The following is a 23700-nucleotide window of genomic DNA, read 5'->3' on the forward strand; positions in this document are numbered from 1 at the left end:
CCTTATTTCTTTTTTCGTATCAGACGCGACAAGGCCACCGTCTGCTTATGATAGTCCATGACCGGGACAGCGGGGCTTCCGCCCACGGTCTCACCCGGTCCGATATTTTTCATGACACCTGATTGCGCGGCAACTTTGGCGCCATCGCCGATTTCAAGGTGCCCGGTTATGCCAGCCTGACCGGCAAGAACAACAAAATTGCCAAGCTTGGTCGAACCGGAAATCCCGACCTGGGACACAATAACACAGCCCATGCCAAGTTCGACGTTATGGCCGATTTGCACCAGATTGTCGATACGGCACCCGTTCCCGATCACGGTATCTGGCCCTGCCCCGCGGTCAATCGTTGCGTTTGATCCAACCTCGACATCGTTGCCGATGACAACGCGGCCAAGTTGGGGAACCTTTGCATGGCCTTGCGGGCCCATGGCAAAGCCAAAACCATCCTGACCGATACGTGCGCCGGGATAAATCAGGCACAGATTGCCAATCAGGCTGTGGCTGATGGTGGCACCGGCACCGACTTTGCAGCCCGAACCAATAATAACACCGTCGCCAATCACCGCATTGGACGCAATGATTGTGCCGTCACCGATTTCACAGTTGGCACCAATCACCGCACAGGCATCAATTTGAACCCCGGCGCCAAGCTTGGCCGATGGATCAATCACCGCGCGATCCGAAATGACGCCATTACCGGTTTCAAATGGATAGTACGCGGTCGCGGCCTTAGCATAGGCGCGGTACGGGTCATCGGTGGTAAACAGCACCATGTTTTGGGGGGCGCGATCTGCAAATTCGGGACGCACGAAACACGCACCGGCATGACTTCCGACAAACGCATCAATGTATTTGCGATTGTCAAAGAAGCTCAGGATTGTGCTGTCGGCGATTTGCAGCGGTGCGACATCATCAAAACGGCGTTCCGCGTCCGGTGCATTTACCGGGGTCGCACCAGTCAGCTCAGCGATATCCTTAACGCTGAACGGTCCTTTGCGATGAAAGAAACGCGGATCAGCCATTACGAGCCTTCCTTGAATTCAACCTGGATAGTTGGCAGTTGCGCATTGATGCGGTTGAGGATTTCAGCCGATGCATTCATCCCCTTGGCATGGAGGATGACCTCACTTTTACGCAAAACCAAGGTTGATTTACGTTCTTCGGCCAGTGTGGCAACGATTTCAATCAGCTTTTTCTGAAACGTGCCGTTGGCAACCGCACGTGCTTCGTCAAGAACGCGGTTACGTCCCTGTGCGAATTTCTGAAAATCGGCAACTTTCTGCTGAAAGGCTTTTTGTTTTTCCTGAAAGACATCGTTGGCAAGCAGGGTTCGCTGCTGGGCCATTTGTTTGTCTTCTTCACGCAGGGCCTGTTGGCGGGTTTCGATTTCCTGCTGATAGGCCTGCTGACGCTCTTTAAGCTGCTTATTGACGTCGCGCATTGCCGACGATTCACGCAAGATACCGTCGATATCGACGATCATGACGTTTGCAAGCGTCTCCGTCGAAAGCGCATCTTGCGCCCGAACTTCGGTCGACAGACCGATGCCCGAGATAACTGCAACAGCGAACGCGACGTTACGGATCGATTTCATAATGCTCATATTAGAATCTGGTCCCGAAGTTAAGACGGAACACTTCCTCTTTGTCGTAATCTTCTTTCAAAACGGCCTGTGACAGATCGACACCGATGGGGCCAAACGGCGATTCCCAACCAACGCCAACCCCGACAGATCCACGCAGTGAACCTTCGTCATAGATTTCGCCAGGCCGGGCACCGTCTACACCTTCGGACGAACCGAAGTCACTAAAGACGCGACCTTTCAGGGCAAACTCAGACGGCAGTCCAAGCGGGAAGTCCATTTGCACAGACCCCGTATAGTAGGTTTTTCCGCCAAGAGCATCGCCTGTGGCGATGTCCCGCGGCCCAACGCCAGCTGATTCAAACCCACGCAGGTTTGCACCGCCTGTAAAGAAGCGCTGGGAAATGCGCGTGTCGTCCCCAATACCAAAGATGTACCCCGTCGACGCACGTGTCGAGAGCACCCACTCATTTTCCCGATCCAGCGGATAATAATATCCACCTTCAATACGCGTGCGAAGATAGGTTTCATCACCACCGAGCCCGGCGAAATCGTTCGACAGCCGTGCGAAATAACCTTCGGTGGGAGAATAAGAGCTATCACGTTTGTCATAGGTCAGCGTGTGACCGATCGAAGATTCAACGAACTCATTTTCTTCTGCCAGCAGAAGACGTGATGCATCACTGCTAATGTTAGAATATGAATTCTGTTCCAGGCCGTAACGGAACGAATGTGACAATTCCTCTGAATATTTAAACCCGGCGCGCAGGCGGCCACCTGTTTGCTCTTCATCATAGGAACTTTCGTCCTGATTATCTGTTTCGCGACGGTACACATCAAAGCCAGCGGCAATTTCGCGGTCCAGGAAATACGGTTCGGTAAAGGAAAGATCGACCTGTTGATCTGAGGACCCAAGTGTAAAGTTAAGGCGCAGATCCTGTCCCTTGCCAAGAAGGTTACGTTCACGAATGCCAAGCTGACCAAACGCACCATTGTCCGTACCGTACCCGGCCCCAATCGAGAATTCGCCTGTCGATTTTTCTTCGACGTCGACTTCAAGAACGGTCTGGTCAGGCGTTGTGCCCGGCAAGGTCTTGACGTCAACCGATTTGAAGAAGTTCAAGTTCTCGATACGTTGTTTAGACCGTTTCATCTTGGAACTGCTAAATGCATCGCCCTCGACAAGACGGAATTCACGCCGGATCACTTCATCAAGTGTCCGTACGTTGCCAACCACGTTGATGCGCTCGACATAGACCTTTGGTCCTTCGGCAATGGTAAAGGTCACATCAATCGTACCGTTTTCACGGTTACGCTCAACATTTGGCCGAATATCAATGAAGGCATAGCCCTGATCGCCAACCTGGGTGGTCAAAACTTCAATGGCTTCATCGACCATATCGGCATTGTACCATTCTCCAGCCTCGATTTCGATCAAGGGCACCAATGCTTCGGCATCAATTTTATCAATCTGCGACACAACATTGATCGTGCCAAACTGGTAACGGCGCCCTTCGCTGACGGTATATGTGATGAAGAAGTCCGAGCGATCCGGTGTCAATTCCGCAACAGAAGACAGCACCTGAAAATCAGCGTAGCCCGCCGAAAGATAAAAACGACGCAGCAGTTCACGGTCAAACGTCACGCGGTCCGGGTCGTAATTGTCGTCAGATGTCAGGATTTTCCACCAAGCACTTTCGGTGGTGCGAATGACTTCGAGAAGCTCACCATCGTCAAAGGCCTTATTGCCAACGAAGTTGACTTTCCGAATGCCTGTCGCCTCGCCTTCTTCAATCTCAAAAACCAGATCGACACGGTTTTGCTCAAGCTGGATGACCTTGGGTTCAACCGTGGCGGCAAACCGGCCATTGCGACGGTAAAGTTCGAGAATACGCTGCACATCGGACTGAACCTTGGTGCGCGTGTAAACCACACGTGGACGCAATTGAAGCTCGGTGCTGAGCGTATCGTCTTTCAGGCGCTGATTACCTTCAAAGGCAATACGGTTAATGATCGGGTTTTCAACGACATTAACCAGAAGCACACCTTGATTGAATGAAATCGACACATCGGCAAAAAGTCCTGTCGAAAACAGGGCTTTAAGGGAATCGTTGATTTTCTGCGCGTCGTAAGGGTCGCCTGCTGCAACCGTCAGGTAGGCATCAACCGTCGCACTTTCGATACGATTGTTCCCATCCACCTTGATGTCGCGGATTACACCCGAACTTTGGGCATAAGCAACCGTGGAAACAATCATTGGCGTCGTCGCGCCGAGCAGAGCCGCAACAATCGCGGCCGCTTTTACCGTACGCAGCAAGTTAACCCCCCTTTTGCCGTCATTCATTAGCCAGCAAGTCCTTTGAGGAAACTAAAGACGCCCAACTGCGTCAAATCGTTCCAGGTTGCGAAAATTATTAAGCTGAATACCAAACCCGCGCCGATACGGAAACCATATTCTTGTGCTTTTGCGCCCAATGGCTTACCGCGAATTGCCTCAATCGCATAAAACACCAGATGGCCCCCATCAAGAACCGGAACAGGCATCAGGTTAATCAACCCAAGGCTGATGGACAAATACCCCATAAAGAACAGCAAGGGACCAAAGCCACCTTCCGCAACTTCGCCAGACATTTGCGCAATGCGGATCGGCCCGCCCAATTCCGAACTATCACGATCACCACTGATCATTTCGCCAATGGCCGAGAATGTTTGCGTTGTTAAGGTATAGAACGACGTAAAGGCCCGCCCCGCGGCATCAATCACACCATCCCGACTGGTTTCAAAAGCCCCGGCTGTAATACCAAGACGCCCGAACGTCTGCGTTCCATCGCCATCTTCGGGCGTTACAGCTTCCGGGGTAACAAGCAGGTCAAGCGGTGCATCGTTGCGAACAACCGACAAACGCAGTTCTTCGGCCGGATGAGCGCGGACAATTTCAGATAGATCGGAGAACCATTCGACCTGATCACCATCAATCGCGGTAATGCGGTCTTCGGCCATAAGGCCGGCACTCGCGGCCGGGCTGTTGTCCATGACCTCGCCAACCACGGGTAAAGCGCGCTGTTGACCAACGGCAGCAAACAGAAAGGTGAAAACAACGATTGCAAACAGGAAGTTGGCAAGCGGGCCCGCAAAAACAATGGCAGCCCGTGCGGCAACACTTTTGTTATGGAACGCGAACTGTTTTTCGTCTTCGGCAAGGTCATCACGCTGCCCGGCACTTGCCGGGTTCATATCGCCAAACATCTTCACATATCCGCCAAGCGGCAGAAGACTGACTTTCCAGCGGGTTCCTTTTTTATCAACCCAGCCAAACAGTTCCGGCCCGAAACCAATTGAAAAGGCTTCGACTTTCACGCCGTTTTTGATCGCAACCCAGTAGTGCCCGTACTCATGAACAAAAACGAGAACCGAGAGCACAAATAGAAAAGAAAGCAAGGTTTCCATCAAGACGTCCCTTATCCGGTAAAACCGGTGTTATTTACTTAAACAGCAGCAATGCGTGCTGCTGTTTCACGTCGGACCATGGTATCTGTCGCAAATACCTGATCCAGATCGACAAGGTCTTCCTTGCCGATTTTATCCATCATGTCCTCGACGATTTCCGCAATCGCAAGGAAGCCGATTTTGTCGCCAAGGAACGCTGCAACCGCAACCTCGTTTGCCGCATTCAAGACAGTAGGCAGTGTGCCCCCCGCCTGCAAGGCTTCTCGTGCCAAACGCAGTGCCGGGAAGCGAACAATATCTGGCGCCTCGAAGTTCAAACCTCCGATCGTGGCAAAATCAAGACGCGGTACGTCAACCTTGATCCGTTCAGGCCATGAAAGCGCATAGGCAATCGGTGTTCGCATATCGGGCGACCCAAGCTGGGCCAGCACAGATCCATCAGCATATTCGACCATGCTGTGCACGACCGACTGGGGATGGACAACAATTTCGATCCGTTCTTCGGGAACCGGGAAAAGGTGGCGCGCTTCAATCAGCTCAAGCCCCTTGTTCATCATGGTTGCCGAATCAATCGAGATTTTAGCCCCCATGTCCCAGTTTGGGTGAGCCAGCGCCTGCGCGCGGGTCACCGATTTCATCTCGTTCAGTGACCATGCCCGAAACGGCCCCCCGGATGCGGTGAGCAAGATACGCTCGATCTGGTCTTCGGCGCGGTCTTCGAGGACCTGAAAAATAGCACTATGTTCCGAATCGACGGGAATAAGGGTTGCGCCGTGCGCCACAACTTCCCGGGACATAAGACTGCCCGCACAGACGAGCGTTTCCTTGTTGGCAAGCCCGACCCGCGCACCACGGCGAATGGCCGCAAGCGTTGGCTTAAGGCCCGCCGCCCCGACAATGGCAGCAATAACAATGTCAGACGGCCGTGAAGCCGCCTCGACAAGGGCATCTTCGCCAGCCGTCACCTCAATGTCGGTATCTGACAATGCGTCACGCAGTTGGGAGAAACAGTCGGGATCCCCAATGACAGCACATTTTGCGCCAAGGTCACGGGCGGTTTTGGCAAGTGCATCAACATTGCGGTGCGCGGTAACCGCATCGACGCAATATTTGTCAGCGTGCGTTTTTAGAATATCGACGGTACTTGTGCCGACAGATCCCGTGACGCCAAAAACACTGACGGATTTCTTCAAATTCATCAAACACCTGTCAGAAAAGAACCTGATGGATATCAGGCTCTATCGCAATGTGAGTCCAGCGAAACAGACAATGGCAAAGGCAACTGGAAACACCGTCAGCATTCCGTCCGCGCGATCAAGCAGCCCACCATGCCCCGGGATCAAATTGCTGCTGTCCTTAACCTTGAAACGCCGTTTAAGAGCAGACTCACCCAGATCACCGATCTGAGCCACAATCGCCAGAACCATACTGACCAGAACAATGAGCCAGTTGACCGCATCATTGCTGAAATAGGTCACAAGACCGCCAATAACGCCAGCACAGAACATGCCCCCGATCAAACCAGCCCATGTTTTCTTTGGGCTGAAACGCGGTGCCAGTTTTGGTCCACCAATCGCCCGACCAAAGGCATAGCCGCCTGTATCGGTCGCCCAGACAAGGAAGAATAACCACATGATGGTCAGAAGACCGTCAGCATCCTGATTGCGCAACCATAATGCCGACAATCCGGCAAGTGAGATGTAAAGAACACCAAATCCAGCCAGCAGCCAATTTTTGCCCCCACGGGCAACCGCAATAATCACACCGATCGCAATTGGCATAAATGTAAGCGGACCCTGCCCGGTCATTTGCATCAGCATGGCAACGCCAACGGCCACAGCCGCGACAATAGACACACCGTTATAATGGGCAGGCACGCACATGCGCGCCCACTCCCACATCATACCCGCACAAAACAGAAATAACAGAATGTCGAAATAGGGTGAACCAAACCAGACAGCGGCAATTGCCACTGGTGTCATGACCAGCGCAGAAAGAATGCGTGGTTTTAGTCCGGAATTCGTATCTTTTTGACGTTCGGTTTCAGATGACTGCACCAAAACGCCGCTCCCGTCCGGCAAAGTTGTCAATGGCTCTTTCCAGATGGCTGCGGTCAAAATCAGGCCAGAGAACGTCTTCAAAGACAAACTCTGTATAGGCCGATTGCCACAGCAAGAAATTGCTGATCCGTTGTTCACCACTGGTTCTGATCAGAAGATCAGGATCGGGCATGCCAACGGTCGACAAGTTCTGTTCGATCAAGTCTTCGGTTACAGCATCTGCTGAAACCTCCCCCGATGCGACTTTGCGCGCGATCTCGCGCACGGCCTGCGTAATTTCGGCCCGTGCCCCGTAACTCAACGCAATCGTCAAGTTAAGGCGCGTGTTGTCACGGGTTTGGTCTTCGGCCTTGGCCAGAAGATCGCGAATATCATCGGCAAAACGTGTCCGGTCGCCGATGATGCGAATTTTCACGTTGTTTCGGTGCAACGTCGCAAGCTCACGCTTTAAAAACAGCCGCAAAAGTCCCATCAGATCACTGACTTCGCTTTCCGGGCGTTTCCAGTTTTCCGTCGAGAACCCATAGAGCGTCAGATACTCAATGCCAAGCTCGGCAGATGCCTCGACCGTGCGACGCACTGCTTCAACCCCGGCACGATGCCCCATCGTACGGGGTTTTCCACGCCCACGGGCCCAACGACCGTTGCCATCCATAATGATGGCAACGTGACGCGGAACACACGGCAGTTCTTGTTGTTGAGTTTGCGAAGACAGAACAGCCATGGTCAGACTTGCATGATTTCCTGTTCTTTGTGCGACAGCGTCTCGTCGATGTCGGAAATGACCTTATCGGTCAGCTTCTGGATCTCTTTTTCTTCGTCATGCATCTCGTCTTTGGAGATGTCGCTGTCCTTTTCCCATTTTTTCAGCTGGTCCATGCCATCGCGGCGGACGTTACGTACTGAAATTTTGGCTTGCTCGGCATATTTGCCGGCAACTTTGGACAGCTCGGCACGGCGTTCTTCGTTCAATGCCGGAATCGGAACACGAACAAGGGTGCCATCAGCCGCCGGATTGAGGCCAAGGCCAGAATCGCGGATAGCCTTTTCAACGGATTTGACCATGGTTTTGTCCCATACCTGAACCGAAAGCATCCGGGATTCAGGAACACTGACAGAAGCCACCTGATTGAGCGGGGTCGGAACGCCATAGGCTTCGACCATGACCGGCTCAAGAAGGCTTACACTGGCACGTCCGGTGCGCAGACCGGTAAACTCCTTGTGCAGTACTTCTACGGCCCCTTCCATACGGCGGGACAGGTCCTTTTTTAGGCCAGCAACGTCAGACACGTTCAGTCTCCATTCGAAATAATCGTAAACGTCCCCTTTGCAGAGACAACATCTGCGAAGGCACCCGGATTATGCAAAGAAAATACGATAACCGGAATATCATTTTCGCGTGCCAAAGAAATAGCCGATGCATCCATCACACGCAAATCTTTGGACAAAACTTCCATATAGGTAAGTGAGTCGTAGCGCTCCGCGGTCGGATCCGTTTTCGGGTCAGCGGTATAAACACCATCGACCTGCGTGCCTTTAAGCAGCGCATCACAGCCCATTTCAACCGCACGCAATGCCGCAGCAGTATCGGTGGTAAAGAACGGATTGCCCGTTCCCGCAGCAAAGATCACAACGCGACCTTTTTCCATGTGGCGAACAGCACGGCGGCGAATATAGGGTTCGCAAACGGAAGACATTGGAATGGCAGACTGAACGCGAGTCTGGACACCATGGCGCTCAAGCGCGTTTTGAACCGCGAGCGCATTCATGATGGTTGCCAGCATGCCCATGTAATCGGCTGTGGCACGTTCCATGCCCTGAGAGGCACCTTTGACGCCACGGAAAATGTTCCCGCCGCCAATCACCATGCAAACTTCAGCCCCCATGTCATGAACGACCTTGATTTCGCTGGCAATCCGGTCGACCGTCTCAGGATCGATACCATATTGCTGTTTACCTAGAAGTCCCTCACCCGAGAGCTTCAAAAGGACGCGGCGAAATTTCAGTTGGTCGTTTTCTGCCATGTCTTCAATGCCTCTTAATGCCGATGTCACACATTCCCAAAACGACGGGGAATGCAAAATTCAGATATAAAAAGACCGGCGAGTAACAGGGCGGATTTGCGCTGCCGACCTCGCCGGTCTGGATCATACACGAAATGGCGCGTAACGCACCATTTCGAAAAGATGTTTTATTTGTTCAGCTGCTCAGCAACTTCGGCTGCAAAATCTTTCTCTTCTCGCTCGATGCCTTCACCGAGTTCGAAGCGAACAAAGCCCTTAAGGGTAATCGGCTTGCCAGCTTCTTTAGCGACATTCTCGATTACGTCTTTAACTTTGTTTTCGCCGTCAATCACGAAGGTTTGCTCAACAAGAACAACCTGCTCGTAATATTTACGGATACGACCTTCGATCATTTTTTCGATGATCTCGATCGGACGGCCCGATTCTTTAGCCTGTTCGGTCAGAACGGTTTTTTCACGCTCGACCAGTTCCGGATCAAGATCGGCAACGGTTGCCGAAGCCGGGTTGGTTGCCGCAATGTGCATCGCGATCTGTTTGCCCAGACCTTCGAGAACAGCAGCGTCTGCTTCGGATTCCAGAGCCACCAGAACGCCGATTTTACCGAGATCGGTAGCAACAGCAGAGTGGATGTAAGAAGCAACAACACCTTTTTCGACTGACAGGCCAGCCGAACGACGAAGCGACATGTTTTCGCCAATGGTGGCGATCATGTGGGTGACCTGCTCTTCGACGTTACGCGATGTGCCCGGGAAAGCAGCAGCTTTCAGCGCATCGACGTCGCCATCAACAGAAACGGCCTGAACGGCAACTTCGTTGACAAATTTCTGGAAGTCTTCGTTACGCGAAACGAAGTCAGTTTCAGCGTTCAGCTCGACAACAGCACCTTTGGTACCGTTAACCGCAACGGCAACAAGACCTTCGGCAGCAACGCGGCCAGCTTTCTTGGCAGCATTTGCAAGACCTTTGGTCCGCAGCCAATCAACAGCAGCGTCGACATTGCCATCGGTTTCGGAAAGCGCTTTTTTGCAATCCATCATGCCAGCGCCGGTGGTTTCGCGAAGCTCTTTTACGAGAGCAGCGGTAATAGCCATTTCTTAAAGCCCCTATTACGCAATCAAGTTAACACCTAAAGAAACGGCGGCATCCTAGCCGCCGTTTCCCCGGGTACAAAATGAAAGTTATGCGGAAGCTGCTTCTGCAGCTGCTTCTTTCGTCGCGTTCGCTTCAGTCGGAACTTCTTCCGCTTCACCGAGATCCGCGCCAGAAGCGGTCATTTCTTCCTGAATACCATCAAGAACAGAACCAACGAACAGATCGCAATACAGCTGGATCGCACGGATCGCATCATCGTTGCCCGGAACCGGGTACTGAACGTTCGCCGGGTCAGAGTTGGTATCGAGGATCGCAACAACCGGGATGTTCAGGTTCTTGGCATCTTGAATGGCAAGTGCTTCTTTGTTGGTGTCAACCACGACGATGATGTCAGGAAGACCACCCATGTCCTTAATACCGCCCAGAGCGCGTTCAAGTTTGTCGCGCGAACGGGTCAGGTTCAGGATTTCTTTTTTGGTCAGACCTTCGGCACCCGAAGTCAGGATTTCGTCCTGTTCTTTGAGGCGTTTGATCGAATTGGAAACAGTGTTCCAGTTGGTCAGCATGCCACCGAGCCAGCGATGGTTCACGTAGTACTGGCCGCAACGTTTTGCAGCTTCAGCAACGATCGGGGATGCCTGGCGTTTGGTACCAACGAAAAGAACACGACCACCTGAAGCGGTAACGTCACGAACGGCCTGCATCGCACGATGCAGCATCGGGACAGTTTCCTGCAAGTTCAGGATGTGGATGTCGTTACGTGCACCAAAGATGAACTGCTTCATCTTCGGGTTCCAACGGCGGGTGTGGTGACCAAAGTGGACACCAGCTTCCATGAGCTGGCGCATGGTAAAGGTTGGCAAAGCCATGATAATTCCTACCTTTTTCCGGTTAATACCTCCGCGAAAGGGAATTTCATGCCTCATGCATGAAACACCGGATGGACGAGTTGCCATATGACGGCAGTCGCCGCTCTTTCGCGTGCGATGTTCGAGCGGGTTTTAATCCCGTCCCGTAAAGAATGCAAGCCCTAAAGTACCTGCAAATGCGCGGTTTGTGAACCTTTGGACTGTTCGCATTACAATTCCCCCCGAAACCATCAGATTTCCTCGGCAAATTCAACGCCTGGAATAGCCCCGATGGCACCGATCAGAGATGGCCCGACCTTATAACTGTCTTCAAGCTCGATCTCGGCCATGCGGCCATCGCCACACATGGACGACAAGGTCACAAGGCCCCTTCCCTTACCCGCCGTTTCCAGCAACTCGCGAATTTCTGAAACCGGATCAGGGCGGTTCAACCGAATGCGAATGCCTTCGGCCGCACCAGATACGGCTTGTTCAAGGTCCTCGACCCGCTGACCCTGAATACGCAGCTGCCCCTCGCGCATCTCGGCTGCCACGATCAACAAGACCGGGCGTCCGGCATTGATGATTTCCTTGTATGCCGCCCAGGCTTCTGCCCAGAAAGCAACTTCGAAGCTGCCGGTCGGGTCAGAAAACATGACAAAGGCAAATTTCGAACCGTTCTTTTTCGAAATCATTTCACGGGCATTGATCAAGGTTCCGGCGAGTTTGATCGCGCCTTTGTTCTGCGCACGCATGCGGGCAGGCAATTCCTTGATCGGTGCAATGCCAATCCGCTGAATACTTTTGCCGAACGTATCAAGCGGATGGGCCGACAGGTAAAAACCAATGGCCGAGAATTCCTCGGTCAGTTTTTCCATCGGCACCCAGTCACGCTCATCAGGCAGTTTGATCGCGTCCTTGGCAAAGGCGCTTTCATCACCAAACATCGAAATCTGGTCATCATTGCGCGCCTGCATTTCGCGCTGGGCAACGGCGATGACTTTATCAACATGCTCCAGCATGACTTTGCGGTTGGTTGCCAGACAGTCCAGCGCACCGGCACGGACAAGGTTTTCAAGCAGTCGTTTATTGACGGCCCGACTATCGATGCGCGATGCAAAATCGGTGAGGTCTTTAAACGGCCCGTTGGCTTCACGCTCGGCCACAAGGCTTTCCATCGCCGCATCGCCGACATTGCGGATTGCCGCCAGCGCATAGCGGATTTTACCGCCGCTCTCGTGGTTTTCGACCGAGAAGGCGACTTGCGAATGGTTGATGCAGGGCGGCAGAATTTCGATTTCAAGCCGTTCGACTTCTTGTTTAAACACCGCAAGTTTTTCGGTGTTGTGCATATCAAGCGTCATCAACGCGGCCATGAATTCGACCGGATAGTTGGCCTTTAGAAACGCAGTTTGATAGGCCACCAGCGCATAGGCGGCGGCGTGTGATTTGTTAAAGCCGTAGGATGCGAATTTGGCGACCTGATCAAAGATGTCGGATGCCTGTCCGCGATCAACACCGTTCTTTTCGGATCCTTCGACAAACAGCGACCGCTGCTTTTCCATTTCCTCGGCGATTTTTTTACCCATCGCACGACGCAGCAAATCTGCACCACCAAGCGAATAGCCCGCCATGATCTGGGCCAGCTCCATGACCTGTTCCTGATAGATCATGATGCCATAGGTTTCTTGCAGGATCGGCTGCAACATCGGGTGCATGTAGTCAGGTTCTTCCTGACCATGCTTACGCGCGATGTAATGCGGGATATTATCCATCGGGCCCGGACGATACAGCGCCACGACAGCGATAATATCTTCAAGCGTATCTGGCTTCAGACCGCGCAAAACGTCCTGCATGCCTTGCGATTCAAGCTGGAACACGCCGACGGTTTCAGCGGCAGACAACAGTTTAAACGATGGACGATCATCAAGCTCAATCGCACTGATATCAAAGTCTTGCGGGACGTCTTTGCGTTGACGCATTAAATTCACGGCTTCGATAATCACCGTCAGGGTCTTAAGCCCCAGGAAGTCAAACTTTACCAGCCCGGCATTTTCAACATACTTCATGTTGAACTGTGTCACCGGCATATCCGAGCGCGGATCGCGATAGAGCGGGACCAGCTCATCAAGATCGCGGTCACCGATCACAACCCCGGCCGCGTGGGTCGAGGAGTTGCGATACAGCCCTTCGATCTGCATGGCGATGGTGAGCAAGCGGTCGATGTCGGGGTCTTCACGCGCAATCCGCCGCAGGTCCGGTTCCATATCGATCGCTTCTTTGAGCGGGATCGGTTTGGCCGGGTCACCGGGAATCATTTTACAGATTTTATCGACATAGCCATACGGGATGCTCAGCACACGCCCAACGTCACGCACGGCGGCCTTGGCTTGCAGCTTACCGAATGTGATGATCTGTGCAACGCGGTCATGACCGTATTTTTTCTGCACATACTCAATCACTTCGCCGCGTCGATCCTGACAGAAATCAACGTCAAAGTCAGGCATCGACACACGTTCCGGGTTAAGGAAACGTTCGAACAGAAGCGAGAACCGTAGCGGATCAAGATCGGTGATCAGAAGTGCATAGGCCACAAGCGACCCTGCACCCGACCCACGGCCCGGCCCAACCGGGATTTCATGATCCTTGGCCCACTGAATGAAATCAGCAACGATCAGAAAGTAGCCCGGGAAACCCATCTGATTGATGATGCCAAGCTCATACTCCAGACGCGTCCAATAGGGTTTGGCCGTTTCTTCCTTATCCGCGTCCGACATGTCCGGGGTATAGACGTATTTTTCCAACCGGCCCTTAAGGCCCTCCTCGGACATATGGCGCAGTTCATCAACCTCGGTGCGGCCTTCGCCACAATCAAAGGGCGGCAGGATCGGATCGATTTTTTCGACGTGCCACGAACAGCGTTTGGCAATCGCCACGGTGTTATCACAGGCCTCAGGAATATCGGCGAATAAGTTGCGCATTTCATCTGCGGTCTTAAACCGGTGATCGCGCGTCAGTTTCCAGCGTTCATCCTGCCCGACAACAGCCCCCTGCCCGATACAGATGAACACGTCATGGGCTTCATACATCTTGCCCGACGGGAAATAGCAATTGTTGGTCGCAACAAGCGGCACGTCATGATCGTAGGCCAGCTTGACCAAACCCGGTTCGACCTGCTCCTCAAGCGCCTCACCGTGTCTTTGCAACTCGATATACAGGCGGTTGCCAAAGATGCCCTTTAATTTCGTCAGGCAGGCTTCGGCCTTATCGAGCTGTTCCTCGGCCAGAAGACGCGCCAGCGGCCCGGTTGGGCCCCCGGTCAGGCAAATCACATGATCGGAATATTTTTCGATGTGCTCATATAACGCTTTGGGCTCGCTTCCGGCCTCAGACGTCATATGGGCGCGCGAAACAATTTTCAGAAGGTTGAAATAACCTTCCTTATTCTGGGCGATCAGAACAAGGCGATCGGGCATCGGTTCGCGCATGATTTTGCCAACAGCAGGCTTATCACCAAACCGCTCAAAACCCATTTGGACGCCAAGGATCGGCTGAATACCCGCACCACTCATGGCGCCAGCGAAATCAAGCGCGCCAAACATATTGTCGGTATCGGTCATCGCAACGGCGGGTTGGCCGTCGGCTGCGCAAAGTTTGGCAAGCTCCTTCGTCGTGATGGCACCTTCGGCAAGCGAATAGTTGGTGTGAACACGAAGATGGACGAAACCGTTTTCCATCGTAATTTTACCCCGGAAAAGAAGACAAAAGACTGGTCACGCGGTGTTTCGCACACTGGCGAAACACCGCGTTCGATCAGCTTAGAGAATTTTGAGCCGTTGCGAAAGATCGCTTAGGGACAGAACCTAGGCGAGTTCGGCTGGATCAAGTTCGACCAAATGACCGTCACGCAAGGTCACAACCCGGTCCATCTGGCTTGCCAGTGCCGGGTTATGGGTTGCGATCAAGGATGCCAGACCCGTTTCACGCACCAGCGACATCAACATGCCAAAGACAGTTGCCGCGGTTTGCGGATCAAGATTCCCGGTCGGCTCATCGGCAAATAAAACGTCTGGCACATTGGCAAGGGCACGCGCAATGGCAACCCGTTGCTGCTCACCACCCGACAAGCGTGCGGGACGATGTTCAGCCCGATTTTCGAGACCAAGACAGCGCAGCAGTTCAAGACCGCGCACTTCGGCTTCGGAGCGTTTCAGGCCATTGATCATTTGCGGCATGACGACATTTTCAATTGCAGAAAATTCCGGCAGCAAATGATGGTACTGATAGACAAAGCCGATATGGCGACGGCGCATTTCGGTCCGCGCGAGATCGGACAAGTCCGTGCTGCGCTGACCACCAATCGACACCAAACCGCCGTCAGGCTTTTCAAGCAATCCGGCAATCTGAAGCAAGGTTGATTTACCCGCACCCGACGGCCCGACAAGGGCGACAATTTCGCCCTGATGGATTTCAAGATCGACTGATTTGAGGATTTCCAGCTGATCGGGGCCCTGATTGAAAACACGATCAATCTTTTCAAGGCGCAGAACAACAGTACGCGAGCGTTCCTGAGCGGTTGTTTTGACCTGATCACTCATAGCGCAGAGCCTCCACCGGATCGAGACGCGACGCGCGCCATGCCGGATAAACCGTGGCAAGGAAGGTCAGTGTGAGCGACATGACGCAAACCAGAACGACCTCGCCCGTATCCATATCGGCCGGCAGTTGCGACAGGAAATAGATTTCAGCATTAAACAAATCGGTGCCCGTTAGGGTCTGAATGAATTGGCGGATGTTTTCGATGTTCAGGCAGAACAACACACCGATGATCAAACCACTCAGCGTGCCCAAAACCCCGATGGATGCGCCCGCCAGGAAGAACACCTTCATGATTGATTTGCGGGTCGCCCCCATGGTGCGCAGGATGGCGATATCGCGACCCTTATCCTTGACCAGCATGACCATGCCCGAAATGATATTGAAGGCGGCAACAAGAATGATCAATGTCAGGATCAGGAACATCACATTACGTTCGACCTGTAATGCATTGAAAAATCCGGAATTTGATTGTTGCCAATTGACCAGCCGCAGCTTTTCACTGGCAAGCGTTGTCAACAGCGTATCCATGGTGTCATCGAGTGACGAGATATCATCAAGCATCACTTCAAAATGTGTGATTTTCTCGGGCAGGCGGAAATAAAGCTGTGCGGCAGACAGCGGCATAAAGATAAACCCGCTGTCATATTCATACATGCCAATATCAAACAGCCCGGCCACGGTATAGGCGCGTACACGCGGGACGGCGCCAAATGCGGTGACATTGCCCTTGGGCGAAATCAGATTGACGGTATCACCGACCCCGACACCAAGCTTCATCGCAAGACGTGCGCCCATGATGATGCTGTCATCACCCTTAAAATTATCAAGCGACCCAAACACGATGTTATCGGCAATAGTTTTACGCTGTTTAACATCGTCAGGACGCATGCCGCGCACAATGGCACCGCTTGCCCGGCCATTTTTCGATGCCATGACCTGTCCTTCGACGACAGGAACAGACAGCTTTACATTGCCGGTTTCAGCGATCTCTTTTTCAATCGCATCGTAATTGGCAATGCCGTCATTGCTTTGTGCATAGACCGATATATGCCCGTTCAAACCCAAAATCCGACCAAGTAATTCGGCGCGGAAACCGTTCATGACCGACATCACAATAATCAGCGTTGCCACACCAAGCATGATGCCCAGCAACGAGAAAATGGCGATAACGGAAACGAAACCTTCCTGCCGACGTGGACGCAGGTAGCGAAAGGCCACCATACGTTCGAACGGACTGAACATGGGCACTCTATCCTTGTGGAAGCTGGTCAGGAAATGGCCCCGCATGCCTAAACATCAAACGAAGCCGGAAATCACAACGGGGCAGCAATCGCTGCCCCGTGTTTTAATATTTGATCAGGCGCTAAGCTGGTTCAGAGCAGCATCGAAGGTAACTTCGGTTTTCTCGCCGCTTCTGCGGTTTTTAAGCTCAACCACACCGTTTTTAAGCCCCTTCGGACCAATGACGATCTGCCATGGCAAACCAATCAGGTCCATGTCGGCAAACTTGCCACCGGCACGCATGTCACGGTCATCATAAAGAACCTCGATACCAGCATTGGTGAGCTTGGCATAGGCGTCTTCGCAGGCCGCGTCACAAGCATCATCACCAGTACGCAGATTGATCAGACCAACCTTGTACGGGGCAACAGCGTCGGGCCAGATGATACCGTTTTCGTCATGGGATGCTTCGATCAACGCACCGACAAGACGCGAAACGCCAATTCCGTAAGACCCCATCTGCACCGGGGTATCCTTGCCATCCGGGCCAAGAACAGTTGCGCCCATCGGTTCGGAATATTTCGCACCGAAATGGAAGATATGACCAACTTCGATCCCGCGCGTCGTCACCAGGTCATTCCCCAAGGACTTTACCGCATCCTGTTCTGGATCGTGCATGTCCTCGGTCGCGGCGTAATCTTTAAGTGTCGTCTGCACCCAGCTTTCAAGGCCGGTACGGTCATTGAGGTCAACACCCTGCCCGCTCAGATCTTTTTCCAGCCATTTCTGATCGCAGAAAACTTCACTTTCACCGGTTTCGGCAAGAATGATGAATTCGTGGCTCAAATCACCACCAATCGGGCCGGTATCAGCCACCATCGGGATCGCCTTCACACCCAAACGGGTAAAGGTCCGGCAATAGGCCAGGAAAATCTTGTTATAGGTGTGACGCGCGCTTTCGTAATCGATGTCGAACGAATAGGCATCCTTCATCAGGAATTCGCGGCCCCGCATCACGCCAAAGCGCGGGCGGATCTCGTCACGGAATTTCCACTGAATGTGATAGAGCATCTGCGGCAGCTGCTTATAAGAACGCACATCATTGCGGAAGATATCGGTGATGGCTTCTTCGTTGGTCGGCCCAAACAGCATTTTACGATCATGACGGTCGGTAATGCGCAGCATCTCCAGACCGTAATCATCGTAACGACCACTTTCCTGCCAGAGCTCGGCGGGCTGAATGGTTGGCATCAGCAGTTCGTTAAAGCCGATCTTGTCCTGTTCTTCACGAACGATCTGTTCGATTTTCTTGAGAACACGGTGGCCAAGCGGCAGCCAGGAATAGATACCCGCCGTGAGCTGGCGGACCATACCAGCGCGCAGCATCAAACGGTGAGAAGCAATCTGGGCTTCTGACGGGGTTTCCTTCAGGGTCGGCAGAAAGAACTGGGAAAGACGCATCAATGCCTCGTGATGAACAAATCTGAATTGTTGGGTTTATGAATTACCTTGCCCGGAAAATGCGACAGCATCGCGCGAAACGCAAGCTGGAACTTATGTTATCTGATCGCAGTCTGATTAGTTTCCAATGATGGCAAAACTACGATTGTCCACGAAGGCCTGCATCTATGTGTACAGATTGCCCCCATAACGCCCAACGGGCGGCGTTATCTGAACCCCGCCTGACGACAGGCTTCGATCAGTTCGGCACTTGCACCATCGTCGTCCAATGGCTGATCGTTAAAATAAACCCGGCCGTTACGATAGGAAATCTTGCCAATGCTTTGCTCTCCACTGACGCCCTCAGGGACGGAAATCCCGGAATATTCGAAGAAATCAATCGTTACCGGAAACTCAATTTCCTTTGGCAAGGAGTTCAGAATGTTGCTGCCACCGTTAAGATCAGCCGGTGCAACCTTGTTGCCCCGCACATCCACACCCGACTGATAGGCAACATCGTCGTCGGGCATATGTTTGACCAATTGCTTACAGGCCGAACGCGTAACCGTAATCGTCGGTTTGGCGTCTTCGCCCTGCGGCATTGCTGCAGCATCATTGCCCGCGCCAACGCCATCTTGCTGCGATGACGGAAAAGGAGAATCGGCTTGCGCCCACCCCGTAGAAGGCAAAACAGAAATCAGAACGACTGACGCCAACACCTTCAATAGTCTGATGTTAAGACCAGAAACATGGCATCTAATAGGTTCAGCCAATGGATTCTTATTCATCTTTTAGTTTCGCCCTATCTGTGTGCAATGCAGCATCGAATCATTTGTGAATATTCGTCAAAACATCTTGCATAAAACGGAAACATGTGGCTTTTTAGTCCTCCGCTAACGGCGCAAGATCGTTGCGGTAGGCGTATCGCAGCCGCTCATAAAATTGCGGGAGGCTTTAGTTGCCAATAAGCATACAAGAAGCTGGCGCGACGTCGAATTAAAACCTGTGCTAGATGCCCAGGTCTTAGGAGGAAGCATAAGAAGATTACGGGAAAAACAGCTATAAAAATAGCATCTTAGCAAGATCCTTTGGATCTTGCTTTTTTTTTGGGCTTATCGCCTTCTCGATCATTTTTGTGCAGGCCCAAACGACAAAACCCCGCAACATATGTGCGGGGTTTTCTGTTTTGGCAAAGGACCGTAACGCTTATTGTGGCGGACGGACTTCAATCATACCGCTGGTGATCACGAACCATGCCACCACCCATAAAATGCCTGAAATGGCACTGGTGGCCAGAACCTTTTTCCACATATGAGCTTGCTGCGGTGCGCCACTGTCATGACCGGCTTCGACATTTTCGGTGCGTTTGACGCCAAAGGGCAACACCATAAACAGAACCAGCCACCAGATGACGATATAGACCAGAGTTCCGGAAAACCAGTTCATGAAATGCTCTTTTTGTTGATGGTGAAGCGTGTGTAGATCACTTGATCAGATTGCAAGGCGGTTAATCGGGAGCCCCACAATCAGCTAAACCTGTTCGAGTTCAACCAGTGTGCCGTTGAAGTCCTTGGGATGCAGGAAAAGAACCGGTTTGCCATGCGCCCCGATTTTCGGATCCCCGTCTCCCAAGACGCGTGCGCCAGTCGCTTTAAGCTTATCACGCGCGGCCAGAATATCATCGACCTCGTAACAGACATGATGAATACCGCCAGAGGTGTTCTTTTCAAGGAATCCCTTGATCGGGGAATTTTCCCCCAGCGGATACAACAATTCAATCTTGGTGTTGGGCAGTTCAACAAAAACGACCGTCACCCCGTGATCCGGTTCATCTTGCGGTTCGGAGACCTTAGCCCCCAGCACATCGCGATATTGCGCAATGCTTGCCTCAAGGTCGGGGACTGCGATGGCGACATGGTTCAGCCGTCCGATCATATTCTTACTCCTGCAAAGTGATCTGCCCGATCACTTCTAATCTAGGTTAGCGTCAGTACCCGTGACAATTGCCCATTTGGTCGAATATGGCCACCAAACGGGATTTCAAAGCCCCTTGCTATTCCTTAACGCGGACCAGATGGACTTCGATCAGCGGACGCTTGCCAAGACGCTGACGCACAGGACGGCGCAAAGCTTGGCGGATCGCCAGGATCACAGCAGAATCATCAAGGACTTCCTCATCACCCAACCGATCTACCCGATTGCCGATCTCAGCAGCAAAATGATCAAGACGGACATCGTCATCTGCCTCATCAAACAGGCTAGGTGCGGAAATCATCGGATCCTTGACCATTTCGCCAAACTGATTGAGCACCACGGTGACAAACATCACGCCATTCCAGACGATACGATTGCGGTTACGGATGGTGTTTGCATCACGTTTGAGCAAGCGTCCGCCATCAAGGGCAAGAATGCCAGCTTCGGCCACCCCAATGACCTGCGAATTGCCCGGCGATAGACGGATGACCGTCCCATCATGCGGGATCACCTGTTCAGGGATCTGGCATTCTGCCCCAAGGGCGGCCTGTTCGCACAAATGGCGGGTTTCACCGTGCACAGGGATCAGGATTTTTGGACGGGTCAATTGATACATCCGCGCCAAGTCCTGACGGCCCGGATGCCCCGATACGTGGATCGGTTCATCGCGTGCGGTGATGACCTTAATGCCACGACGGATCAAAAGGTTCTGGATATAACCGATGGATTTTTCATTGCCGGGAATCTCACGCGCAGAGAACACCACCGTATCGCCCGGATCGAGTTCGACCATCGGGTGATCGCCCTTGGCAATGCGCGAAAGTGCCGCACGCGGTTCGCCTTGTGACCCGGTGCAGAGAAACAGCACCTGATCCTTGGGCACTTCCATCGCGTCCTGATCGGTCAGAAGGTTCGGATAGGATGTCAGATAGCCGACTTCGCGGGCTGCCTCGGTCACGCGGTATAGCGAGCGCCCGACCAAACCAACACACCGGTTGTTTTCGTGGGCCGCTTCGATCACAGACTGCAGACGCGCAACATTGGTGGCAAAACACGCAATCGCTATGCGTCCTTGCGGATGTTCGGCAAACAATTTCGACAGATTCTTGGCAACATCGCCTTCGGAGCCGGCTTGGCCTTCGGAAAAGACATTGGTTGAGTCACAAACCAGCGCCATAACACCCTCGTCGCCAAGCTCTTCGAGCTTTTTGACATCGGATGCTTCGCCAATCTGCGGATCAGGGTCAAATTTCCAGTCGCCGGTATGAACGATCAAGCCCTTTGGCGTGCGAATGGCCAAGGCATTGGGCTCAAGGATCGAATGGGTCATGGTGACAAATTCAATGTCAAAGCATCCCAAGGTAAACCGGCCGCCCAGTTCGATCACATGGATCGGAACTTCGTCGGCAAAATCGGTTTCCGAAAGCTTGGCTTTGAGGAATGCTGCGGCAAAGGGCGTCGCATAGATCGGGCACTTAAGGCGTTTCCACAAATACGGAATGGCCCCAAGGTGATCTTCGTGTGCGTGGGTCAGCACCAGCCCAAGAAGCTTGTCCTTACGCTCCTCGATAAAGGTTGGGTCGGGCATGACGACATCGACACCCGGCAGGCCTTCCTCGCCAAAGGAAACCCCCATATCGACCATCAACCACTGATCATCATACCCGTAAAGGTTCATGTTCATGCCGATCTCGCCAGAACCGCCTAGCGGCACAAACAGCACTTCGTCTTTTGGCAAATACAAATCCACGGACGGTCTTCCTTTACATTCGGCATTCTGATCAGGCGGGGCTTATGCCCCTGCCCGGTGCAAACCCTTATTGGGCCTGAGTATCTTTTTCCTGGCTGTTGCGACGGTAAATCATCAACAGGCCAAGCATGGTCAAATCGCCATGCAAATGTTCAATTTCGTCTACTGCCTTGGTAAACAGTGGCGCAAGCCCACCGGTTGCAACCACCTTGATGGTTTCAAGGCCCTGCTGTTGGCGAATACGCGCGAGCAACCCTTCGATCATCGAAACATAGCCCCAATACACGCCAGACTGCATGGCTTCAACGGTGTTTTTACCAACAACATTGCGTGGTGCTTCAATTGCGACCATCGGCAACTGGGCAGCTGCCATATGCAATGCCTTGATCGACAGATTGACGCCTGGCGCAATCACGCCGCCAAGGTAGTCGCCGTTGTGATCAACAACGTCAAAGGTGGTCGCAGTTCCGAAATCGAGAACCACAAGCGGACCACCAAACAGCTTATGGGCGGCAACCGCATTGACAAGACGGTCTGCCCCAACCTCGCTTGGCCGGTCCATGATGATGTTCATGTCCAGTTTAACATCCGGATCACCAACCACCATCGGATCGACATTGAAATACCGACGACACAGGGTCTTTAAGCTAAATTCCGCGGCCGGTACCACCGTTGCGATAATCGCCCCGGAAATCGCATCAACCGGCACGTCTGAAAGCGTGAACAGATGATGCAGCCAAACGCCCAATTCATCGGCAGTACGTTCGGTTGTGGTCGAGCAACGCCATTGCCCCTTGATGGTATCCCCATCAAAGACAGCAAAAACGATATTTGTGTTCCCGGCATCAATCGCAAGCAACATGAAGCTTACACGCCTCCACTTCGCAGCAAGATATTATTCAATTTAGCCCCTGAAGAAAACTTCGCCAGCACCAATTCGATGCTCAAACCCGCTGCCTTCTCTTAGGATAAGGGAACCATCATCATCAAGTCCGACGAAAGTTCCCTGCAACTCACGTTCCGTCAATCGGGCAACCACCGGCTCGCCAATGCCATATCCCCGTGTCAACCACGCTTCGCGGATTGGCGTAAAGCCCTGCTGTTCCCAGATCGGCAACCAGTATGCAATACGTTCGACATAGACAGAAACAAGTTCATGAACCGAAACCGGTGCGCCAAGGGATGCAAGCGAGGTTGCCGGACGTTCGGAATCGTCTGGATAAAACGCCACATTCACCCCTGTTCCAATGACCAGATAGTCGGTCGACGACAGGTGATTGGATGCACTTTCCAGAAGAATACCGCAAATCTTGCGCCCATTGACCATCAGATCATTAGGCCATTTGCAGTCAGGTCGGACCTGCATCCCCGTGACCGTTTCAATCGCCTCGGCCATGGCAACGGCAATCAGGAACGTCAGGCGTGCGGCCTCGGCAAGTGAACAGGTCGGACGCAGCAACAACGACGAATACAGGTTGCCCACCGGGGACGACCATGCCCGCCCGCGGCGACCGCGACCGGACGTTTGTGTTTTGGCTAAAACAAGGGCGCCACTCTGGGCGCCCTTGTCTGCGAGGCGTTTGGCCTCTTCATTTGTGTTATCGACCGAGTCCAGTTGGTGAAGGTAGAAACCTTCTGGAAGACGGATCGTGTTCGACTTCAT

At 52.8% G+C, this 23700-nt stretch carries 21 protein-coding genes; all 21 read right to left on the minus strand.

Annotated elements, in window-relative coordinates:
• Positions 1 to 2 precede the first annotated feature (2 nt).
• The 21 genes from lpxD to COO92_RS06060 all read right to left on the minus strand — a co-directional run bounded on the left by lpxD (position 3) and on the right by COO92_RS06060 (position 23700).
• Complete coding sequence (gene lpxD / locus COO92_RS05960) at positions 3 to 1022, minus strand: UDP-3-O-(3-hydroxymyristoyl)glucosamine N-acyltransferase (protein WP_101300618.1); 1020 nt, start codon at positions 1020 to 1022, stop codon at positions 3 to 5.
• A complete protein-coding gene (locus tag COO92_RS05965) occupies positions 1022 to 1603 on the minus strand; it encodes an OmpH/Skp family outer membrane protein (protein ID WP_101300620.1) in 582 nt (193 codons plus the stop codon). The genes lpxD and COO92_RS05965 overlap by 1 nt, the downstream gene beginning before the upstream one ends.
• A gap of 1 nt (position 1604) precedes the next feature.
• Positions 1605 to 3926 (minus strand): outer membrane protein assembly factor BamA, encoded by a 2322-nt coding sequence (bamA, locus tag COO92_RS05970; protein ID WP_101300622.1) that lies wholly within the window; start codon positions 3924 to 3926, stop codon positions 1605 to 1607.
• Entirely contained in the window at positions 3926 to 5029 is a 1104-nt protein-coding gene (rseP, locus tag COO92_RS05975; protein ID WP_101300624.1) for an RIP metalloprotease RseP, read from the minus strand. The genes bamA and rseP overlap by 1 nt, the downstream gene beginning before the upstream one ends.
• A gap of 38 nt (positions 5030 to 5067) precedes the next feature.
• On the minus strand, positions 5068 to 6228 hold the full coding sequence (locus tag COO92_RS05980; protein WP_101300625.1) for a 1-deoxy-D-xylulose-5-phosphate reductoisomerase: 1161 nt from the start codon (positions 6226 to 6228) through the stop codon (positions 5068 to 5070).
• 39 nt (positions 6229 to 6267) lie between these two features.
• Positions 6268 to 7086, minus strand: coding sequence for a phosphatidate cytidylyltransferase (locus COO92_RS05985; protein ID WP_240626342.1), 819 nt, complete (start codon positions 7084 to 7086; stop codon positions 6268 to 6270).
• The gene (locus tag COO92_RS05990; RefSeq protein WP_101300629.1) at positions 7073 to 7813 is read right to left on the minus strand and encodes an isoprenyl transferase; all 741 of its coding nucleotides are present in this window, start codon (positions 7811 to 7813) and stop codon (positions 7073 to 7075) included. The genes COO92_RS05985 and COO92_RS05990 overlap by 14 nt, the downstream gene beginning before the upstream one ends.
• A 2-nt stretch (positions 7814 to 7815) precedes the next feature.
• Positions 7816 to 8379 (minus strand): ribosome recycling factor, encoded by a 564-nt coding sequence (gene frr, locus COO92_RS05995; RefSeq protein ID WP_101300630.1) that lies wholly within the window; start codon positions 8377 to 8379, stop codon positions 7816 to 7818.
• Positions 8380 to 8381: 2 nt separating this feature from the next.
• On the minus strand, positions 8382 to 9113 hold the full coding sequence (gene pyrH, locus COO92_RS06000) for a UMP kinase (RefSeq protein ID WP_022732371.1): 732 nt from the start codon (positions 9111 to 9113) through the stop codon (positions 8382 to 8384).
• A gap of 167 nt (positions 9114 to 9280) precedes the next feature.
• Positions 9281 to 10204, minus strand: coding sequence for a translation elongation factor Ts (gene tsf / locus COO92_RS06005; RefSeq protein ID WP_101300632.1), 924 nt, complete (start codon positions 10202 to 10204; stop codon positions 9281 to 9283).
• Between the two features lie 87 nt (positions 10205 to 10291).
• Positions 10292 to 11074 carry a 30S ribosomal protein S2 gene (gene rpsB / locus COO92_RS06010; protein WP_101300634.1) on the minus strand — a complete coding sequence of 261 codons (783 nt, stop codon included), beginning with the start codon at positions 11072 to 11074 and terminating at the stop codon, positions 10292 to 10294.
• Between the two features lie 230 nt (positions 11075 to 11304).
• Entirely contained in the window at positions 11305 to 14790 is a 3486-nt protein-coding gene (gene dnaE, locus COO92_RS06015) for a DNA polymerase III subunit alpha (protein ID WP_101300635.1), read from the minus strand.
• Positions 14791 to 14916: 126 nt separating this feature from the next.
• Positions 14917 to 15651, minus strand: a complete 735-nt coding sequence (locus COO92_RS06020; protein ID WP_101300637.1) for an ABC transporter ATP-binding protein — start codon at positions 15649 to 15651, stop codon at positions 14917 to 14919.
• A complete protein-coding gene (locus COO92_RS06025) occupies positions 15644 to 16894 on the minus strand; it encodes a lipoprotein-releasing ABC transporter permease subunit (RefSeq protein ID WP_022732378.1) in 1251 nt (416 codons plus the stop codon). Before COO92_RS06025 ends, COO92_RS06020 begins: the two co-directional genes overlap by 8 nt.
• A 114-nt stretch (positions 16895 to 17008) precedes the next feature.
• Complete coding sequence (gene proS, locus COO92_RS06030; protein ID WP_101300639.1) at positions 17009 to 18334, minus strand: proline--tRNA ligase; 1326 nt, start codon at positions 18332 to 18334, stop codon at positions 17009 to 17011.
• Positions 18335 to 18540: 206 nt separating this feature from the next.
• On the minus strand, positions 18541 to 19032 hold the full coding sequence (locus COO92_RS06035) for a hypothetical protein (protein WP_240626343.1): 492 nt from the start codon (positions 19030 to 19032) through the stop codon (positions 18541 to 18543).
• A 487-nt stretch (positions 19033 to 19519) separates the two neighbouring features.
• The gene (locus COO92_RS06040; RefSeq protein WP_022732382.1) at positions 19520 to 19759 is read right to left on the minus strand and encodes a DUF1467 family protein; all 240 of its coding nucleotides are present in this window, start codon (positions 19757 to 19759) and stop codon (positions 19520 to 19522) included.
• Positions 19760 to 19843: 84 nt separating this feature from the next.
• Positions 19844 to 20248, minus strand: coding sequence for a methylmalonyl-CoA epimerase (mce, locus tag COO92_RS06045; protein ID WP_022732383.1), 405 nt, complete (start codon positions 20246 to 20248; stop codon positions 19844 to 19846).
• 118 nt (positions 20249 to 20366) lie between these two features.
• Positions 20367 to 22037 carry a ribonuclease J gene (locus COO92_RS06050; protein ID WP_181951541.1) on the minus strand — a complete coding sequence of 557 codons (1671 nt, stop codon included), beginning with the start codon at positions 22035 to 22037 and terminating at the stop codon, positions 20367 to 20369.
• Between the two features lie 67 nt (positions 22038 to 22104).
• A complete protein-coding gene (locus COO92_RS06055; RefSeq protein WP_101300643.1) occupies positions 22105 to 22899 on the minus strand; it encodes a type III pantothenate kinase in 795 nt (264 codons plus the stop codon).
• Positions 22900 to 22941: 42 nt separating this feature from the next.
• The gene (locus tag COO92_RS06060) at positions 22942 to 23700 is read right to left on the minus strand and encodes a biotin--[acetyl-CoA-carboxylase] ligase (RefSeq protein ID WP_101300645.1); all 759 of its coding nucleotides are present in this window, start codon (positions 23698 to 23700) and stop codon (positions 22942 to 22944) included.

Source organism: Thalassospira lohafexi (assembly GCF_002844275.1).
Classification (GTDB): Bacteria; Pseudomonadota; Alphaproteobacteria; order Rhodospirillales; family Thalassospiraceae; genus Thalassospira; species Thalassospira lohafexi.

Excerpts from the sequence above, each read along its gene's own strand:
- lpxD (WP_101300618.1), bottom strand. The coding sequence starts at position 1,022 with ATGGCTGATCCGCGTTTCTTTCATCGCAAAGGACCGTTCAGCGTTAAG.
- COO92_RS05965 (WP_101300620.1), bottom strand. The coding sequence starts at position 1,603 with ATGAGCATTATGAAATCGATCCGTAACGTCGCGTTCGCTGTTGCAGTT.
- bamA (WP_101300622.1), bottom strand. The coding sequence starts at position 3,926 with ATGAATGACGGCAAAAGGGGGGTTAACTTGCTGCGTACGGTAAAAGCG.
- rseP (WP_101300624.1), bottom strand. The coding sequence starts at position 5,029 with ATGGAAACCTTGCTTTCTTTTCTATTTGTGCTCTCGGTTCTCGTTTTT.
- COO92_RS05980 (WP_101300625.1), bottom strand. The coding sequence starts at position 6,228 with ATGAATTTGAAGAAATCCGTCAGTGTTTTTGGCGTCACGGGATCTGTC.
- COO92_RS05990 (WP_101300629.1), bottom strand. The coding sequence starts at position 7,813 with ATGGCTGTTCTGTCTTCGCAAACTCAACAACAAGAACTGCCGTGTGTT.
- pyrH (WP_022732371.1), bottom strand. The coding sequence starts at position 9,113 with ATGGCAGAAAACGACCAACTGAAATTTCGCCGCGTCCTTTTGAAGCTC.
- tsf (WP_101300632.1), bottom strand. The coding sequence starts at position 10,204 with ATGGCTATTACCGCTGCTCTCGTAAAAGAGCTTCGCGAAACCACCGGC.
- rpsB (WP_101300634.1), bottom strand. The coding sequence starts at position 11,074 with ATGGCTTTGCCAACCTTTACCATGCGCCAGCTCATGGAAGCTGGTGTC.
- dnaE (WP_101300635.1), bottom strand. The coding sequence starts at position 14,790 with ATGGAAAACGGTTTCGTCCATCTTCGTGTTCACACCAACTATTCGCTT.
- COO92_RS06020 (WP_101300637.1), bottom strand. The coding sequence starts at position 15,651 with ATGAGTGATCAGGTCAAAACAACCGCTCAGGAACGCTCGCGTACTGTT.
- COO92_RS06025 (WP_022732378.1), bottom strand. The coding sequence starts at position 16,894 with ATGTTCAGTCCGTTCGAACGTATGGTGGCCTTTCGCTACCTGCGTCCA.
- proS (WP_101300639.1), bottom strand. The coding sequence starts at position 18,334 with ATGCGTCTTTCCCAGTTCTTTCTGCCGACCCTGAAGGAAACCCCGTCA.
- COO92_RS06040 (WP_022732382.1), bottom strand. The coding sequence starts at position 19,759 with ATGAACTGGTTTTCCGGAACTCTGGTCTATATCGTCATCTGGTGGCTG.
- mce (WP_022732383.1), bottom strand. The coding sequence starts at position 20,248 with ATGATCGGACGGCTGAACCATGTCGCCATCGCAGTCCCCGACCTTGAG.
- COO92_RS06055 (WP_101300643.1), bottom strand. The coding sequence starts at position 22,899 with ATGTTGCTTGCGATTGATGCCGGGAACACAAATATCGTTTTTGCTGTC.
- COO92_RS06060 (WP_101300645.1), bottom strand. The coding sequence starts at position 23,700 with ATGAAGTCGAACACGATCCGTCTTCCAGAAGGTTTCTACCTTCACCAA.